Source organism: Anaerococcus sp. Marseille-P9784 (assembly GCF_902500265.1).
GTDB lineage: Bacteria > Bacillota > Clostridia > Tissierellales > Peptoniphilaceae > Anaerococcus.
On record NZ_CABVOZ010000001.1, the window covers coordinates 667,750 to 688,065 of the forward strand.

Annotated in this window: 5 protein-coding genes; 4 read left to right on the forward strand and 1 reads right to left on the reverse strand. The window is 33.8% G+C overall.

Annotated features, from left to right (window positions below; genetic code table 11):
- Positions 1-337 precede the first annotated feature (337 nt).
- From GAN53_RS03155 to GAN53_RS03170, 4 genes are all read left to right on the forward strand, one after another.
- Complete coding sequence (locus tag GAN53_RS03155; RefSeq protein ID WP_151409540.1) at positions 338-14,803, forward strand: SpaA isopeptide-forming pilin-related protein; 14,466 nt, start codon at positions 338-340, stop codon at positions 14,801-14,803.
- Positions 14,804-15,510: 707 nt separating this feature from the next.
- Positions 15,511-17,718 carry an isopeptide-forming domain-containing fimbrial protein gene (locus GAN53_RS03160; protein ID WP_151409541.1) on the forward strand — a complete coding sequence of 736 codons (2,208 nt, stop codon included), beginning with the start codon at positions 15,511-15,513 and terminating at the stop codon, positions 17,716-17,718.
- Between the two features lie 250 nt (positions 17,719-17,968).
- Positions 17,969-18,361 (forward strand): type II toxin-antitoxin system MqsR family toxin, encoded by a 393-nt coding sequence (locus GAN53_RS03165; RefSeq protein WP_151409542.1) that lies wholly within the window; start codon positions 17,969-17,971, stop codon positions 18,359-18,361.
- Positions 18,362-18,413: 52 nt separating this feature from the next.
- Complete coding sequence (locus GAN53_RS03170) at positions 18,414-19,442, forward strand: type II TA system antitoxin MqsA family protein (protein ID WP_192574079.1); 1,029 nt, start codon at positions 18,414-18,416, stop codon at positions 19,440-19,442.
- 178 nt (positions 19,443-19,620) lie between these two features.
- Here GAN53_RS03170 and GAN53_RS03175 read toward each other — a convergent pair whose 3' ends face one another.
- Positions 19,621-20,133 carry an RNA polymerase sigma factor gene (locus tag GAN53_RS03175; RefSeq protein ID WP_151409544.1) on the reverse strand — a complete coding sequence of 171 codons (513 nt, stop codon included), beginning with the start codon at positions 20,131-20,133 and terminating at the stop codon, positions 19,621-19,623.
- Between the last annotated feature and the right edge of the window lie 183 nt (positions 20,134-20,316).

Genomic DNA, 20,316 nt, shown 5'->3' on the forward strand with positions numbered 1-20,316 from the left:
GATAGCTTGAAAAACAACGAAAGTGACAACGGCAACCTCTAATATTTGTAAAAGTAGAATAGTTTTCCTAACAAAGAAAATACAGTTTCCCAAAAGATCGATAAATACTTGCAAACGATAGCGTGTTTTTTTAGCTTTATATACTTTTTTAATAATATATATAAAAACATTGAAAAAACTATATTATTTATTTTGAAAACGGTGTATAATAGAGAAAATATATACATAGAAAAATTTATATATTTTTTTCATTTCATAATATTATTTATCAACCATATATAATACTATTAATTAAAAGTAAATTACAATTTGCAAATAAAATATTTGGAGGGAGCAAATGAGAAAAAGGATAAGGCAGGCAATGATAAAATTATTATCATTAGTTTTGGTAATAATTTTGACATTTCCAAGTGAAATCGTAGCCCAAAGTCTAAATGGCGAACAAAGAGAGATCTATACTAAAGATTCAAGTCTAATGGGCGTAACTGAAAAAGACGAAGATCCAAATTCAAGGGATAATTCTGCCCAAAATGAGAAAACCCTCCTCCAATCTGACATTCTTAAAGAAAATCTAGAAAAGCTAGATATCGAAAAATCTGTAAGTCTTTCCAAAACAACTGGAGAGATCATCTATAAAATTCTTATAAAAGCCAAAGATGAAAACAATTTATCAAATCTTCAAACAATCTTTGCACTAAACAAAAATTCCAAACAAAATGACTTACATATCCAAAAAATAACAAGCTTTGACAAAAATGGCAATGAAGTTGAAATAGACGCAAAAGAAAATAAACCATTTTTCCAAAGAGATGAAATAAAAACTCTATCAAGCACTTGCCAAGTAGAAGGCAATTTATTGCTTTATTACCTAAGCAGCAAAATCGACGATAAAACTCTTGAAGAAATTAGAGCAGGCGAAAATTATCAATTTGCTTTGGACTTATTGATTAAAAATGAAAACCAAGAAATTCTTCACCAAGAAAGATTGGCTTTTAGAAATATAGATAAGAGCAAGGAAAATATTCTCGATCCGGAAAATCTAGAAATTTCTGAAAAAGAAAATCAAGACTTAGATTTTGACCTAGAATTTATCGATGATATTTTCCAAGTGGCAGGCCAATATAAAGATAATAGCAAAAACTTATTATCTGACAAAACAAATGAAATTAACTGGACAGATTTTATCTTTCCAAAATATGATGAAAATAACGAAGCTCTTAACTACAAACTTATAGTAGATGAAAATCAAGATACAACAGATAGCCTTATAAGGGTAGATTTCTATGAAGCTTCCGATGAGGGTTTTCTAATAAATAAAACCTACAGCCAAGAAATCCCTTACACAGAAGAAACCGAACTACAAATCCCTCAAGGCTTCATAGCAAAAATTGCCCTTACAACAAAAGTAAAAGAAGGGGCAAATCCAAAAGAATTTTCTTACAATAATAAAATAATAGCAAATCCTTCTTATAAAGAAGAAAACGAAAAAACTGACGAAGAAAACAAGACAGAAGAAAAATCTGAAGACCCTTTGCCTGAAGAAAACAAAGAAGAAAATAAAGAAGCAGAAAAGAAAGAAAATTCTGACAAAAAAGAAAATCCAGAAAAAACAGAAAAAGAGGAAGAAAAACCATCTGATAGCGAAGAGGAAAAAGAAAATCAAACTTCCCCTATCGACCTAAACAAAGATGCTTTGATAAATAAATACCAAAGCGAAGAAAAATTAAGCGACCAACTAAAAGTACAAATCGAAGAAATTACAAAAACCCTAAATTCTTACAACGAAGAAAAAATAAGCGAAGAAGAATTTAAGATTAATCTAAAAGAAAATTCTAAAGATCTTAATAAAGAAGAATTAAAAGAAATTTTACAAAGTCTAATCGCAGGCTTAAATGAAGAAAAATTCAAAGTGGCAAATCTTCCAATAGATGAAATAATCGGCTACATATATAAAGAAGATTCCAAAGAAGAAAAAGAGAAAACGAACCTAGAAAAAGCAGACCAAGAACTAAAATCTGCTCTTGCTGATGAAAAGAAGACAATTGAAGAAATTCAAAATCTTCTAACAAGCCTTGGAGAAAAATATCAATTATCTAGAGAAGATCAAGAAAAATTAATGTCTGATAATAATGATGCGATCTTAGCTTTGGTGGGAAAAGATAGAAATGAAAACTATAGACCACAAAATTTGATGAAGTCCGATTCATTTGCGAACAAACAATTTAACCTAAAAGCACAGATGAATGTAGTGGCATCAGATAAAAACCCAATCCCAACTGGTTGGTACTTTGACGTAGAATTTGGTCCATATTTATATTATAGCGAAAACCAACCACTTAATGACTTATTTTATACAGGCCTAGGACTTGTAGCAACTGCCGAGTATCATGAGGACGGATTAAATCATTATATCAGATACACATTCGTAAAGCCTGTAGAAAAAACCATCTCATTAGATATTGATCAAAATTTAAAATTTGACACAGATAATATCGGGTCAAAGCAATCCGTAAATATTGATATCAAAGTTGCACCAAAGAACAACCCTGTTCAATCTATGCCTACAAAAACTGTAAAAATAGATGATGATTCTCCAGTTTCAACAGATTTTGTAATAAAAGATCAAGGACAAAGTTCATCTAAAAGATATCCTTACCAACTAGCATGGGAAACTACATCAACTTTGCTTAAAGATAATAAAGGAAACGTAATCACAACCCCAGACCCTACAAGACTTAATGGCGCTTATGTTGAATGGGACATAAAAGTTAATACATCTACACTTCTTGACCAAGGAGAAGATAAGCTTGACTTTAACAATCTAAATCTAACTATCTTTGGCTCAAGCCAACAAGGTCTAAGAGATTTTAGATTTAAGGCATCAAAAAATGAATCCGACCTAAATACCACAGCTGGTTACACTCTTTCAAATAATATGAGTGAGCTTTTAAGCCAAAGCACTTCTATAAAGAAGGCTGACCTTGGCAACTATTTGTATATCAAGGTAAAAGCTCTTATAGATCCAGATCACCCTCACGAAACTTATTCAATTGGTCTAAGGATTAACCCTGACTCTAACTACATTAAGAGTATGCTTGATGAATTTATAGGTCAATTTAATAAAATTCCTACACCAATCAAATGGCTAAGAGGAATTGAAGATGCTCAAAGATTTGCAGAAGTTCCATTTAACTTGGTAGAAAGCAAAATCCCTGCCAGAGTCAATCTAAAAGATAACTTTACCAACGAGAGATTTTTCTACGATACATCAAGAACTATAGTTGCAGAAAGAATCAACGACTCTAGAGTAGATTGGCATGCTCTTGACCTACTAAGATTTGGCGAAACAAAAGATCTTGCTTTTGAAGATCCAAACTTCTACCTAAACGGAGGAACCAATAACCAAAGCATCACTCCAAGGAAACTTTACTATGTACCACTCAAATCTGGTGGTTACAGACAAACTGGTCAAATAAATGACGTCTTGCTAGATAATGGAGATTTCTATCCTGGAACTATTATTGCCTATGAATATAGCAATCAAGCTGGTAGCAGAAATGATTCCTTCTATCTAAATGCAAATATAACAGAAAAGAAAGTAAATAATTTCGATGCAAGCTTTAACGCACCAACAACAGGTGGTAATATCGACCTATTCACAGAAAAAGTTTCTGACGAAGATTTGGCAAACAATTATATTGCTTACCACGAACTACCATATCCAATCATGCGTATCAACAAAAACTTTGATATGGTACAATGCTTTAACTCTGGAATTCCTGACCCAGGTTACAAGGGAAAAAATGGTATTTTCCTTGATATTCACGAAAACCCATCAGGTGATTATTTGATTTCAAGACTTAATGAAAAAATCCTAAGCCAAGGAAACCCTGGTTGGTCATCCTATACACTTGAAGATAAGCTAGCTGGAACTAACCCTACAAGAGATGGCATAAATCTAAATCCAGGTGGCCAAAGTAGTAAAGGCACAGCTATGGAAAGCTTGATGAAAAGAATCTACTACTATGGTAACGAAATCAAAAAAGAATATCCATCTAGTCATAATGGCAAAGAAATGCATAGACTTATCGAAAATGCTATGTACCAAAAAGTTCTTCACTACTATACAGACGGTAAAGAATTAACTGACGATTACTTTTCTATACCATCAAACTACAACACCCAAGAATGGAAAGTTCCTTATACCCTAACAGGTAGAAGAGAAGCTGCTCCAAAAACAGGTTATATTGGTCAATATGAAGGTGATAACACATTACCAGATCGCTATGTATCAAGCCCTGATAAACTTAGAAAATTAAAAGATAATGAAGAGGTAATAGGAAGTTATCCACCAGTTGCAGATACACAATTGCAAATGGCAGAAGAGTTAAACAAGAGAGTCATCAATTCTTATAAAAATGGCTCTGACTGGTCAAATGAAAAAGCTGACCTAGTAAAACTTGTTTTCTACAGCCACATCGAATCAGGTAAATACCAAGAATTGATGACAGGTCGTGTATCTGATCCAATTCAAATAGACAAATACAAAGAAGATGGAAAAACAAAACTAAAAGACGCTATATTTACCTTTACCAATATCTATACAAATGAAAAAAGAACTTGGACATCAACAGATACTAACGATATCAATAATATTTACCTAAAACCAGGTTATTATAGAGTAACAGAAGAAGCACCAGCTACTTATGAGGCCATAAAACCATTTACAATCGAAGTAAAAAGAGAAGAAGTTAACGGAGATAGTGGCAATTATGACTTCTTTAACCTTAAAAACATTCGTGTTAATGATGGTTACAAAACAACTCTTGAGTTAAAAGATGTACCAAAATCTGCTAAAGGAACACCTCTAGTAGAAATAGACCCTAATAACAAACTAAAAATCAAAGTAATAAATATCCAAGATAACCTTGGTAAAATCGAATTTATCAAGAAAAATAAATTCATAAAACTTGATGGAGCAGAATTTACCCTAAGAAAGTTAAAATCTGCAAGCTCAGCAGAAGATGCCAAAAATCAAGCTAAGGAAGCTAACCCAGCTTATGACGAGGCTTATCATCAAATTTCCTCTGGAGATGGTGGAGAATTCAAATTTGAACAAATCCCAGCTGGCTACTACATCCTTGAAGAAACAAAAGCACCAGCAGGCTATCAAAAAGCAAAAAGATATGTCCTTGAAGCTAAAAATGGCACAGATCCAGTAGATGGCAAAGAAAAAGTTTTGGTTAACTTTGTCGATACCGACCTTGAAAAAGAATATGGCAAGGTTGTAATCAAAAACAATCCAAAAGAAACAAAAGTGACCTTTAGAAAAGTTAGGGAAGAATTCAAAAATGATGAAGAAAACGAACACCTAGGTCTTCCAGAAGCTAAATTTAGACTTACTTCTCTAAAGATGATAGATGGTGATACTTATCTACAAGAAGACTTCACCGACAAAACCCAAAAAACAGAAGCACCAACTCCAACAATTGATAATCAACAAGCTAAAGGTGGCGGATATATTGAATTTAACAACCTAAAAATAGGCGAATACCTCTTACAAGAAATTCAAGCTCCAAAAGGCTATCAACCGACAGCATTATATGGTTGGAAACTTGTAGTTTCTGAAATAAAAGAAGGAGAAAACAAGGGAGAACTTGAGTACAAACTTTACGAAGTCCCTAAAGAAAAAGATATCAACAGTCCTTTAAGTGACCTAACAGAAATCCACCTAAAACAAATCATCAAGGAAAGTAAAACTATCCAAGGATTTTTAATAGGCAACGAACCTAGAAAGATATCAATTCCTTTTAGCAAATACCTATCTGATGGTGGAGATGCAGTTCCTGCTAGCAAAAAACTAGTTGACGAAAATAACGAGGATGTGAAATTTAACCTCTATGAGGCAGACTATTACGGAGCAATTCTTGATGAAAATCATCCAATAAACAAAGAACCGATAATTCAAAACATTTCCAAAGCTTCTGGCGCTCGTAGAGATTTCACAGATAGTAAGTACGATTATTCTTTCGAACTTCACGATCTTGAATTTGGTCATTACTATGTACTTAGAGAAGTTAACCCACCAGTTGGATATATAAGAGCTAGAAGAATCTTGCTAAAAGTTGAAGCAGAAGCCATAGCCAGCGAAGGCCATATGAAAGTTATTGTTAGAGATACCAACCCTAACACTAAATATGGCGAGCATGCGATATTTGAAGGTGTAATAAACTTCCACAAAGGTACGGCTCTTGGAGAATTCTCAATCAAAAAAGTTGGTAATGCCATAGGATTTAATGATGATGATGGCAATCCTATAAGAGTCGGACTAAGACGTGCTTACTTTAGACTTTATACTGCAGATGACAATTACAATATCAAGAGAAATGCCGCAGGTTTCCCTGAAGAATACATCCAAAAGGTAACACCGGGAAATCCAATCACAGAACCAGATGGTCATGGTGGACAACAAGGAGTAGATCCTAACGACCCAACAAAGATTCCGCCAAACCAAGGTATTGTAACCTTTGACCAACTAAAACCGGGCAAATACGTTCTAGAAGAATACAGAGGACCAGCAGGTTATGAAAAAGATCCTAACCCTTGGTATATCCTTGTAGAAGCTGATGGAACTGTCAAAAAATACAAAGATAATCCAGCAACCAACACTGGTGCAAGAACTATGGACTATTCTCCAATAAACACCAGATTTAAAATGTCAGGACTATCATTAGTTGACACAGCTAAGGGAAGTTCTTTACTTTCACTATCAGAACCACTTGCCAATAGCCCAGTAAAAGCAAAAAATCCTGGAACAGCTTTAAGATCTGCAAATGATTGGGAAGATGTTAATCCAGCTAACTCTGAAGGTAGAGCAAATATTGAGCATTCTAACTTAAAAATGGAAACTAGAATCACCGAGATTAACAAGGTCGATAATAGATTTAGACAAGTCTTTCTATTTAGACCTCAAGGTAGAAATTATGCTCGTAATATACAAATTCATAGACAGCCAGAAAATGGCGAATTTAGATTGAAAAATGGTAAAACTGTTATATCTACAATGAAAATTTATGAAGTTGGAGAAAATTCTACCTTAGATAATATCACTGGAACAAAGACAGATATTACTAATAATATCCACCCAAGCCAATATACTCCTCCGAGAAAACCAGGAGAGACTCAAAAACCTCAAAGAGTAAGTGCAAATATACCTACAAGATATACCGGTGCAATACTAGTGGAAATAGAAACTTCTTATCCATCAGATACCGCGCCATTAGGACTTGGAAGTGATTATAACTACAATACGGGAGCAACCTATGGTAATAAAGCTTGGGCAGGAGATTCCTACGATAACGAAGCAGGTATCAACAAAAATAACCTTGTAACTTACAATGTTTCCTATGCTCCTATGGCAGGAGGTAGTGTAAGTGCAAATCCAAGTGAAAATATCAAAGAAGGCACTGAGGTAAGTCTTACAGCAAATCCACAAGCTGGCTTTAAGTTAGATTCTATTACAGTAATCAATGATAAAACTGGTGAAAATATTACTCTAACTGCTGATAATAAATTCTTTATGCCTGCATCTGATGTAACAATATCTGCAAGCTTTAGTCAAATTCCAGTTACTACTTACAATGTAAGAGTAATGCCAGCTAATAATGGTTCTGTAATTGCAAATCCAAGTATAAATGTAAGTCAGGGATCACAAGTTATACTTACTGTAAGCCCAAATCAAGGCTATAGACTACAAAATTTAAGTGTTGTAGATAGCAATGGTAATGATGTTCCTGTAAATAACAACACATTCAATATGCCAGCATCAGATGTTACAGTAACTCCAACATTTGAGCAAATTCCAGTCCCAACTGCAAATGTAGATGTAAAGGTAAACTTTACTTATCACAACCAAACAGATGGCAATGATACTAGCAACAATCCTCCTCAAGGTTTTGCTGGTTCTATGAGACTACAAGAAAAACAAATGTCTGGAATGGTTGAAACTTGGGTAGATGTAGCCGGACCTCCTAAAGATGTTCCTTTCAAGGGAAGTTTAGACTTTAATGGCCTAGATTCCTCAAAAGAATATAGGTTAGTTTACACCAGAGATGGCGATAATGGCAGAGATTGGGGAACTAATACTGTTAGCAATTACCCATTAGATTTTACAAAAGCTGATGCAAACAACAAGCTAACTTTAGAAATTTCCAATGGTAACCTAACAGAAATCTTTAACCACGATGAAACAGGCTTTAGAATCCCTCTAAGAGTTACCAAAGTTAACGAAAACTTAGGAGCTTTAACAGGTTCACAATTTAAGGCTCGAAAATTAATCGATGGTGAAAAAGCTGACAAATACATCAAAAACGCAGATGGTACTTATACCAATACGCACGTAAAAGAACTTCCAAAATATGCCACAGAACCTTATGACCAATTTTCTGAGGCAACTGGTGAGCCGGGAGATAACTACTTTAGAGAGCTAAGTCCTGGTATCTACGAACTTACAGAAACCCAAGCTCCAGATGGATCATATAGATTGCCAAAAGATAAAGATGGCAAGGACATGAAATGGTATTTCAAGGTTTATGTTCAAGAAAACAAAATCCCAAGAGATGCCAACTACATGAACATTACCTTTAACTTTACCCATACCTTCTCAGCAAATGATAAATTTAACAGCGCAATCACAAATGAAGAAAGAAATAAACTTATAGGTACAACCATAAAGGGCTTCCAAGCAGGAGATCCTGACTTTAGTAAATATATAGAAGAAATACCAGATGATGGACGTTCAAACCCAGCAAGACCTGATGCTCCATACAAAGGAATTCACGATGCTAGGGTAACCAACTACAAGAACAAAACAGAACTTAGATTCTTCAAGAAAGATAAAGAAAATTATCAAAACTTAAAAGGTGCAGTATTTAGCCTAAGAAAAGCTAAAGTTGATAGTGCTGGTAATCCAGTCTTTGATGCAAATAATAAGGCTCAATACGATCCTAACGCAAGTACCGAAGAAGAAAAACGAGTTGAACCATTTGACGAAAGTGCAGGATTTGCAAAATCAACATCCAACGATAGACTTGGAGTACACTTCAAAGAAATCGAAGAAGGAACTTACATCCTAGAAGAGCTAACTCCACCAGATGGATATGCTCCAATAGATGCTTACCTAACCATCAAATTTACAGAAGCAACTGATGGTTCTTGGAAACAAGTAGTAACAGGATACAAACTAAATCCAACAACAAACAAATATGAAATAATCCAAGCTTCCGATAGTACGATATTTACGACTACAAACGATGGCAAACTTACAAGCATCGCAAACGACAAAAACCTAATCGACTTTAAATTCCAAAAAGTCGAGGGAACAAAAGTTAATGGCAAATATCCAGAAATCGACTCTTCAGACTTTGAATTGGTAGAAGTTGATAATGATGGCAAGGAAATAGAAGGTGGCTACAAAAAAACCCTCTACTCATATGCAAATCCTAACTTTAGCTTTGAAGGTCTAGCTTTTGGTCGTTACAAGCTAACAGAAAAAAGAGCTATCGAAAAATACGAAAAACCAAGTCCATGGTTCTTCAAGGTAGATCAAGATCCAAAAACTTACAAATTAAAGATTGTATTTGAAAATCCTGATGCTTCAGTAAAATTTAACCAAGACACTGATGGCAATCCAAAAGACATCAAAATTGCCAACTACCAAAAGATAAACTTCGTATTTAAGAAGAAAAACCAAGATGACAAACCTCTAGTTGGTGTTTACTTCGATATGAAGAAATTGGAAGACTTAGACGGCAAAAAATATGAATATGTTGACGGTGTATCATCCGCAACATCTGCCTATTACGATAGAGCTCGTTCACAAAACAATGGTGCAGTAACATTCTTCAAACTTGGCACAGGTGTCTATGAACTACATGAAACCACAAAGCCAGAAGGTTACGATTCTTCCACAAACCAAGATAGGTGGATAATTAAAATTGTAAAAGGCGAAAACGGCCTAGAAGTAAAATATGACAAGAAATTTGAGGGCGACTATTATCAAGAACACGATAATGATTATTACACCAACACCTATATCGCCAAAGGATTCGATAAGAAAAATACCCTTGAAAAACTAAGCACACCAGATGCAGACGGATTTTCTTATACACTAACCAACACCAAAAATACGGTCGACCTAAAGTGGAAGAAATATTCTGGAGAAAACAAAGATGACCTAATCGAGAGTTATACCAAATTTATACTTATTAAAAACTCTAAAGATGGCAATGATGTAGACTCTGCCAAATCTGGTCAATCAAGCTTTGCTCCATACGAAGTGGATAGTACAAATGGTGTATTTGAAATCAAAGACTTAGCTCAAGGTGTCTACACCCTTATAGAGATTCAAGCCCCAGAAGGCTACAAAATAATAGAAGATAGGAAAATAGTTATCCAAGTATATGAAGAAAAAGATACGAACGGTAATTATAAACTTAAAAAGAAATTCTATGAGATGAAAAAAGATGCCAATGGCAAAAATGTCTTGGTAGAAGCAAATGACTTCAAATACCTACTAAACCGCAATCAAAGTGGAAATATAGAAACTCACGTTGACCCAGATGGTAGTATCTTTATAAAGAATGACGCCAAAGCCTCATTCCCACTATCAAAAGGATTCCTAAAAGATCCTGCTAATAGAAAAGAATTTATTAATATCAATTCTGGCAAGTTGGTATTAAGGTTGACTCAAGTTACGGATACAAATCCAAAAGTATTTACCAAAACCATAAATCTATCAGGTGCAAAATCTTATAAATTTGAGATAGATGGTGTAAAATCTGGAGAAACTTACCTCTTAGAAGAATTAAAATCCCCAGATGGTTACAAGAAAACTTCTAATAAGTACAAGCTATACTTTAACCAGCCACAAGGATCTGATATGACAGCTATCCTAAAAGCTGTTATAAAGCCAGATGGAACTGAGCTTAAAAATGCTGCTGGTAAATCTATCACAGAAACTGGAGAACCAATCGGTGGTGGAATAACAATTAGCCCAGTAAATGAAGTCACAGATTCAGAATTAAAGATAGTAAATGACAAGGCAGAAATCGAATTTACAAAGGTTGGTAGAGAATTTGTTAAGGGAGAAGATGGAACGATCAATCCTAAGGATACAGAACTTAAAGATGTAAGATTCTACCTAGAAAAACAAGATCCTGACCAAGTAAACACCTACTATCCAGTAACCAGGGATATGGAATTTATCAAAACTGATGGAGAAGGTAAGCAATATATAGAAAAAGCTGATGGCACAAAGGATTATGGAAACATCCAAAAACCAGTATCAACAGCAAATAGCGCTTATTACGAAACATCTAAGACAGATGGTAAATTCTCCTTTACAGGCTTAACTGATGGTTACTATCAAGTTATAGAACCAGAAGCTCCATCATATGCCCCAGGCAAAAAATACATGGAAGTTGACGGTCCAGTTAAGAAATTTAGAGTTGTCGATGGTGCAATCAAAATCACAACCGACACATCAGAAGAATCTCTAACTGATACTAACAGAGAAAAATTAACCACAATTGCCAACACAAAACCAGGCAATGGCGAATTCGATGTAGAAAAAGTCGATGAAAATGGTCAAGGTCTTGACGGAGTAACCTACGAGCTTTACGACTCTGAAGGAAAGAAAGTAAGAGAGATAACCACACAAAATGGTGGCAAAATCAAATTTGATGGTCTAGCCTTTGGATCATATTGGTTAAAGGAAACAAAAACCAAAGATGGTTATGTTATAGATAGAAAACTAAAACAAGTACTCCTTGGCAAAAACTGGGAAGTTCCAACAAATCCAACAAGTCCAAGAGATGTTACAAATGATGTATTATTTGATTTAACAAAATCTAAAGAATTGAAATCAATCGGTGGTGAAACTTCATCAACAAGTGAAGTTAAACCTAACCAACAAGAAGCAATCCTTGCTTACTTTAACCTAAAAGTCAAAGATGGAGCTACGGTAAAATCTGGAGACACCTTCACCATAGATTTCTCTGATAATGTAGACCTATTTGGTATATTCGTAGACAAAGACGGCAAGGGAAAAGAAGAAGATCAAACCTTTAACTTATACTCTGATTTAGGTCTTGTAGCTAAGGCTAAAGTTGATCCAAACAAGAGAAAGCTCACCTACACCTTCACAGAATATCTTGATAATTACAAGCTTGGAGATATGAAACTAAGTACACAGCTTTATGTTGATAGGAAAACTGTTCCTCAATCAGATAACATAACTGTTACTGCCACAGCTGGCAACACTTATTCAGATAGCATCTATGTCAACTACAGAGGCGATACCCCTGGACAAGATCACAAAGGTTACCAAGATCCAAAAGTTGATATATCTTCATACATGCTAAGACTAAATCCAGATAATGGTGAATTTACAACAGTTGTTTATTACAACCCATGGAACAAATACACCAAGAACAGATGGTTTAGATTTATAACAAGTCAACCAGTAGACATTAAGAATGTAAAAGTATTCCGTAAATCTGGTGATGGTTCTAACAAAACTTCACCACAAACAGGCGACTTGCCAGATTCTTATGGCATCAAATTTGACGATGATTTAGCTAATGGATACAAAGCACAAGGACTAAGTCTTGTAGCTAACAAAACTCAATTTGATTATAAATATGGCAATACCAACAAAGACTACGGTATGTACCTTGACTATTATAATAATAATGACTCAACCTATGTTGTTGTAATCCAAGGACAATTGAAAAATTCTGGAACTAATAACGTTCTTCAAACAAGCTCATACTACAATATGTCATATGATGCTTATAAAGGACATAGCGATCTCCAATATTGGTACCATGGAGTATATGGAGTATTCTACACCTGGTCACAATTCTACAAACCAGAAGGAACTGGCAGTGGAGATATGACATTCCAATTTGCAAACTATCCTAACAAGATAGAATTTGTAAAGGTTAATGGTGGCGTAATTTCAAACGCAGCAAACCTTGCAACTCCAAACTCAGATGCAGGATCACTAAAGGGTCTTGGTATAGGAAGTGCCTTAAAGGGTGCAAAATTCAAACTCCAAAAAGCAACAGGCATCCTTGGAGGATACGAAGATGTAGATGGCTCTGAAAGAACATCAGATGCAAATGGTATCTTCTCATGGCAAGGACTTACTCCTGGCAAATATCTAGTAATAGAAACCCAAACTGCCGATGAGACCTATGACCTACCAAGACCAACTGATCCAAAAGAACCAATAGGACTAATTTCAAGCTTTGAAGTTGATGCGAATGGAAATATCACAAAAATAAAGAATGATAAGAATATTCTAGAAAACAACAAAAAAGCTGAAATAAGAATTAGAAAGACAAATGAAAAAGGAGAGCCTTTAGCTGGAGTTAAATTCTTCCTAGAAGCACAAGATAGACAAGACTACGACAACCCAACCATCACAACAAAGGCAGACGGAATAGCGGAATTTAAGAATCTACCAGCTGGAACTTATCGGCTACGTGAAATGGAAGCTCCAAAAGGCTACAAGATACCAGATGAAGACACCTATTGGGAAATCAAAGTAACTAGAGATGGTAAAGTCAAATTGACCAATACATTTAGCCAATCTTACAACGATATGAAGGAAATAGAAACTCCAACCTACACAGGTCAATCAACAACAAGCCTTGATAGCCAGATTGTCGGACTAAATCCAAAAAATAAGACCTTTAGACAAATAATAACCCTAAAGGCAAAACCATCAGAACTAAAAAACAAGAAAATTGTTCTTGAAAGCCATGATAGTTCAACAAAACTTACCGAGGCCAATACAAAAGTATTACTTGTAGCAAGCGATGATGGAACAAATCTTGCAGATCCTGACAACACAACTTACAAGCTAGAGATAAATAACCCTACTAGTGGAACTCCTAACCTTGGCATAACAATAACAGCTCCATATAAGGACGATGGCCACAACCCAGTTGGCCAAGCTCCAGGAACTACTACACCAAGTACAGAAACAGAAAGATACTACAAGCTAATAGTAGATATGCCATACAAGGAAAAAGGAAAAGTTGGAGCAAAAGTAATCTACAATGAAATTTCAGTCGATCAAAGTGGCAATATAACAACAAGTCCAAAAGAAACACTAGATAAATATGTAGCCGACTCATCAAAAATCACAGTAAAGAAAACCAATCTTTCAATGGAAACCTACAAAGGAAAATATCTAGCAAGAGATATTAACCTAATCACAACAGAAATAGCCAACATCAAAAACCCAGATGTTTACTTTGAAAAAGTTGATGAAGGCGATACGACCATCAAGCTAAAAGGTGCAATCTTTGGAATTCAAGAACCAGATGGAGAAAAAGTAGACGAACAAGGTAAGCAAATCTGGAAAAACCTAAAGAAAGATGGCAAAGATTGGACAGTCACTTCAGCTGATAAGGGCCTTATCAAATTTGAAGGACTAGAATTTAACAAGAAATATAGGATTGTTGAAATAAAAGCTCCAATTGGATATATAAATCAAAAAATAGAAATTGAATTTATGGTTGATATTAATGGTAAATTAGTGATAACAAAAAGTGCAGGAGAAAAAGAAAAGTATGACAACTCCGAATCTAACCCTTACCAAATAACCAACAAAAAAGCCACATACCCACAAACCGGTGGACCGGGAGTTTGGATAGGCTTTAGCCTAATTGGACTTGCAGTGATGATTACAGGAGTACTAATCTACGGTAAGAGAAAACAACTTGCTTAGACTAATAGCCATAGCTAACAAGCAAAACCCGCTCATCTTGCCAAGCATAGCAAAAAATCGCCCCTTGGTAACATAAGCGAACGCATCCACGCCTCCCTTGGCATCCTGAGCGAGCGAAGCGAGTCGAAGGATCTCACAAAGAACCAACCCTAAAAAGGTTTGACTCAAACAATTTCAAAAGGACATTGCGAAGCAATTCCTACATTTATTGCTCCATGCAATGGTCGTTTAAGGGTGAGTTTGCGGAGGGAAAAACTCCATTGAATTTGGAGTTTTTCCCCGAAAACATAGTGCGGTAGCACGAGGGAGCTTTGTGAAAAGCGAGTTTTCGTGGACAAAAGGGCTTTGGAGGGACAATCGAAAGTCCCTTAAAGCCGCCCTCCAAGTTCAAGGCGATAGAGTAAAAAAATCACTAACTATGTAAGTCAAATCATCAATTTTAACAAAAATTAAAAAAATTTTACACAGCTTTTAAAAAAAGCAATAAACTTAGGTAATTAATCCGAAAAAGAACCTCCAAAAAGTTCTTTTTCGAATAATTATATAAATGTTGGAATGTTTCAAAATATAGTTACATTATTTCAAAAATGTGATATAATGAAACTATGAAAGGATTGATTTGAACTTATAGAGAATACATATTCTCAAATGAGAAGGGATAATTCCCATCAATCAAACTGGCAAAATAAAAAATAAAGGAGAAACAAATGAAAAAGAAAATTTTGTCATTTTTAACAGCATTTGCAATGGTCTTCGGAATCCTCGTAGCACCATTTACAACTGCTAAGGCAGACCAAACTGAAACACATGACCAATATTATGACAATGGTCAAGTGCCAACAACAAATCCGTCTGCACCAGCTGATAAAGAAAGTGCAACAGAAGATGTATGTAAAATTGATATCCATAAAATCATTATGACAGCTACTGATTTAAGCAATTGGGAACCAGAGGATAACAGAACTAATGGTGGAAGAATTGTAAACATACAAGCATTCTTTGGAAAAAGTTCTGAAGAAGTAGCTGGTGTATATTTTGAAATCTATAAGGAAACAACTGGAAATACATCAGGAGCAAAACTAGGATCTGAATTAAACACAAAGTATGGTGTTACAATTTTTGAAACTACTAAATACTATTCATTAGTAAATGGCAAAGCTACAGAAGTTGATGAAAATGATCATACAAAAGATGGTACTGGTACAATTGACTTGACTAATTCTATAGATAAGAATACTGATGGAAGTTATAAGGACACCACATTTATAATTGTTGAAAACTTAGAAGAATCAACATACAATAATAAAGGTAAAACTGTTAGTAAAACTGGTAAAGCTATACCAGCAAAAATAGTTCTTCCAGCTACAATTATGGGTGGAGATGTTCTACACCTATATCCAAAAAATACAGATACTGAAAGTCCAGAAATAGTAAAAGACTACAAAAACCAATTTAATGAAACAAAAGAAAATACTAAATTAAATAACAAGAGAACACAAGAACAAATAGATGGGGATAAAAAAGATCATCAAATAGGTGATAAACTTGAATACAGAGTAGAAACTCTATTCCATGAAAACACATCTTACAAACAAGCTTATTGGGAAGATGATATGACTGCAGGTCTAACTTACAATAAAGACCTTAAAGTATATATTGATGGACAAGAAGCTGCTGCTGAAGACTATAAAATAGAAAAAAGTGATAATAGCGAAACTTACAATGGATTTTACGTTTCTTTGACTGAAAAAGGACTTGCTAAAATTTACTCACCAACTAAACATTTAGTAGCTTTAGAATATACAGCAACACTTAACGAAAAAGCAATCGTAAATATTCCAGAAACAAACAACGTTGATTTCTTCTATGGTAACGATAAAAAACAAGGTAATACTCCAAAAACAACTAAACCAGCTGAGAAAAAAATCACTGTAACAAAAACATGGGACGACGGAAAATTTGCTGATGGCGAAACTGCAACATTCCAATTAGTTGATGTTTCTACTGGAAAAGTAGTAGAAAATAGCAAGGTTACTATAGGAAAAGACAAAAATAAAACAAATCTAACAGAAACTCATACATGGGACAACCTTGATAATCAAAGATCATATAGAGTAGAAGAAATTGATAGAACTGATGGCGTTGAAGTTTCTTATGAAGTTACAGCTAATGGACAAATCAAAGCTGTTAACCACAAAGGAAACAACATTGAAGTTAACCCAAAAGAACCAAAAGTTGTTCAACATGGTAAAAAATTCGTAAAAACAAGCGATAGAAAAGACAAGAGAGTTCAAGGTGCAGAATTTGTAGTTATGAACTCAGAGAAGACAAAATATTTAGCTAAAAAATCTTCTAAAACAACAGCACATGATAGACAAGAATATACAACAGAAAAAGCAATCTATGATCAAATGATAGCTGATAAAATTTCAGACGGCTTAGATGCTCAATATACAAAAGTAGCAAAAGCTTATGAAAAACTTAATGCTACCTATGAATGGAAAGAATCTACTAAACCAGAATCAGATACTACTCTAGTTAAACTAGTATCAAATGAAAAAGGTCAATTTGCTATAGAAGGTCTTGCAGATGGAAAATACTATCTAAAAGAAACTAAAGCAGCAAAAGGCTATGCTAAACTAACAGATGAAAAAGAATTCACAGTTAGTGCTAATTCTTGGGAAAGCGAAGGAAATATTGAATTTGCTATAGACAAAGATGATACACAAGCTAAAAAAGATGGAGAAGCAAAACTTAATGAAAATAGCACAGGTTCTGCTTTACAAGTAATAAACAAGAACCTAACAATCCCACAAACAGGTGGTATTGGTTCACTAATCTTCATCGTAGCAGGTCTTGCAATCATGACAGTAGCATTCGTAGCTATGAGAAAAAGAAACGCAGCTAATGCTTAATAATAAGAAATAAATCAATTACCCTTATGGAAATTGAGTTTTAGAAAAAGAGGAGAAATTATCTCCTCTTTTTATTGATCCTAATAATCAATAAAGCCAATTCTCCATAAAATGTTTATTAAAATGTCTGTAGTTTATTATAAGAATTTAAGAAATATTTGCCATTTACAAAATTATTTATTGATTTTTGCTAAAAAGGGTATATAATATAAATACAGAACTATCAATTGATAGTGGAAAGGAAAATAAAATGTATAATTTTACCAGCACTAAGAATGAAGTTATAAAATTTTTAAAAAATTTAATAGATTATATTAATTCAAAGGAATTTAACTGTGATGAAGATTTTTTTCTATCAAATGGTAGAGGAAATAAGAATGTTAATACTCTAGCCTATTTAGGTTTGGATACTAGTGATGTTATTAATGAGCTTAAAAATCTTAGCTTAAAGGATTATTCTGAAACAGTAGTAGATAATTTAGATGCAAATCCCAGGGATCTTTATGTTTTTGGGAAATATATTAATAATGAGCTTATTTATATCAAAATAAAGTTAAGGAATGTCTGTAATAGCAAAAAACAAATAATTTGCCTTTCCTTTCATAAAGCCGACCATGGGATGAATTTTCCATATAAAAATTAGCATTGAAAAAATTGTAAAGTTAGTAATAAATTAGTTTATGGAGGAAAATGTTATGAAAAAGCACGAGGAAAAATATTGTCCACTTTGTGGAGGAGTCCACGAAATTTTGGAAAAAAATGATGTAACAAGAACAAAGATTAAGGGCGAGGAAGTAGAATATGATGAAACTTTTTACTATTGCCCTATTGGTTTTGATGGAGAGCATAAGTATGTAAGTGGAAAATTATTGGATAGGAATCTTCTTAATGCAAGAAATGCTTATAGAATAAAACATGGTTTGCTAACTTCTGATGAGATAGTAAATATTAGGAAAAAATTTGATCTTAACCAAGTAGAATTTGCAAAGATGATGGGTTTTGGCGAAGCTACTATTTCAAGATATGAATCAAAAGCGATTCAAGATGAGTCTTATGATTTATTGTTGAGGATGGTTTCTGATGATCCGTCAAAGGCCTTGGAGCTTATAGATAAAAATAGGGATAGATTTGATTTTTTTAGATACTCTGAGATTAGATCTAATATACTCGCATTAATTGAAAAATATGGCCGAGTTTATACATCAAGAAACAATTTAGCTATATATTATAGCTCTTATAATTCTGAAAATGACAATAACGGTAATACTCTTTTGAATATAGAAAAAATTGAAGCCATTATTTCTTATATGGCAGAAAGGGTTAAGAATCTTTATACTGTAAAGTTGAATAAAATGCTATGGTTTGTCGATTCATTATCATTTTCAATTAAGGATAAGGCGATGACTGGACTTATATATTTGCATCTTCCAATGGGAGCGGTTCCTATTGGCTATAAGGCAATGATTGCTTTGGATAATGTAAATACTGAGGAAGGAGGCTTTGATTATCCAAATTCTCTAAGATTTTTGCCAAATTATAATTTGAAAGATGATATTTTGGATGATGAAGAAAAAAAGATAATCGATAATGTCATAGATAAGTTTAAGGATTATAGTGGTAAGGAAATTAGCGAGTATATGCATAATGAACAAGCATACAAATTAACAAAGGCAAATGAAATAATACCTTTTTCATATTCGAAAGATATGAGAGATTTTGATTAATTATTAGTTTAAAACGAGCTAATTAGTGTAAATTTTAAAACTAATCTTATGATATATACTAAAAAAATTGTAGATCGGCTGTTTTATTTAATAATTAAAGCAAGGTTTTAATTTTAAGGCAATGCAATCCGTATAGAAAGATTGCATTGCCTTTTTTACATAGACCATAAATTTTCCATTAATTTTCTCTCATAATCTCCCCCAATCTCTTAATACTAAGACTTTTTCTGTTGGCTACTGTTTTTGGTGAAATATTTAGCTTTTTGGCGATTTCTGCGTTTTTTAAATTTTCATAGTAGGACATTTTTATTATTTTTTGGTCCCTTATTTCTAATTTGCCGATGGCTGTTTCTAGTTCTTGGTATTTTTCGTTTTCAAGTATTTGTTTTTCTATATCAAAATCTGAAAATAGGCTGTCGATGTATCTTTGGCCATCTTCGTCAAAGTCATCTAGGCTTAGGGGTCTTTCTTTTTTGCTTTTGTCTAGGAAATGGTATCTCAGTTGGTTTTTTAGATAATTTCCAAAAGTTCCCTTGTTTTTATCATATGCGCCAATGGCTTCTATCAAAATCATCTGTGATTCGCAAATATTTTCCTCATATTCAAAAACTCCAAATTTCCTTGCCATTGACTTTATTAGTGGCATATATTTTTCCATGATTTGCTTTGAATTGTCTAAATTTATGTTCATAAATAACCTTTCAAAGCGGCGCCGCTATATTTTATTTGTCGACAAGTAAATAATATAATATTTTCCTAAAAAAGTTTAATAGGCTAAAAGGCGATTAGCTTGGGAAAATCTGGATATAATGGAGTTGAAATTGGTAATTTTCTTGATAAGGGAAAGTTGGTGAGAAATTTAATTTTCTTAATT

What these genes read in the sequence shown, in the direction of transcription:
- GAN53_RS03155 (WP_151409540.1), top strand. Translation starts at nt 338, where the DNA reads ATGAGAAAAAGGATAAGGCAGGCAATGATAAAATTATTATCATTAGTT.
- GAN53_RS03160 (WP_151409541.1), top strand. Translation starts at nt 15,511, where the DNA reads ATGAAAAAGAAAATTTTGTCATTTTTAACAGCATTTGCAATGGTCTTC.
- GAN53_RS03165 (WP_151409542.1), top strand. Translation starts at nt 17,969, where the DNA reads ATGTATAATTTTACCAGCACTAAGAATGAAGTTATAAAATTTTTAAAA.
- GAN53_RS03170 (WP_192574079.1), top strand. Translation starts at nt 18,414, where the DNA reads ATGAAAAAGCACGAGGAAAAATATTGTCCACTTTGTGGAGGAGTCCAC.
- GAN53_RS03175 (WP_151409544.1), bottom strand. Translation starts at nt 20,133, where the DNA reads ATGAACATAAATTTAGACAATTCAAAGCAAATCATGGAAAAATATATG.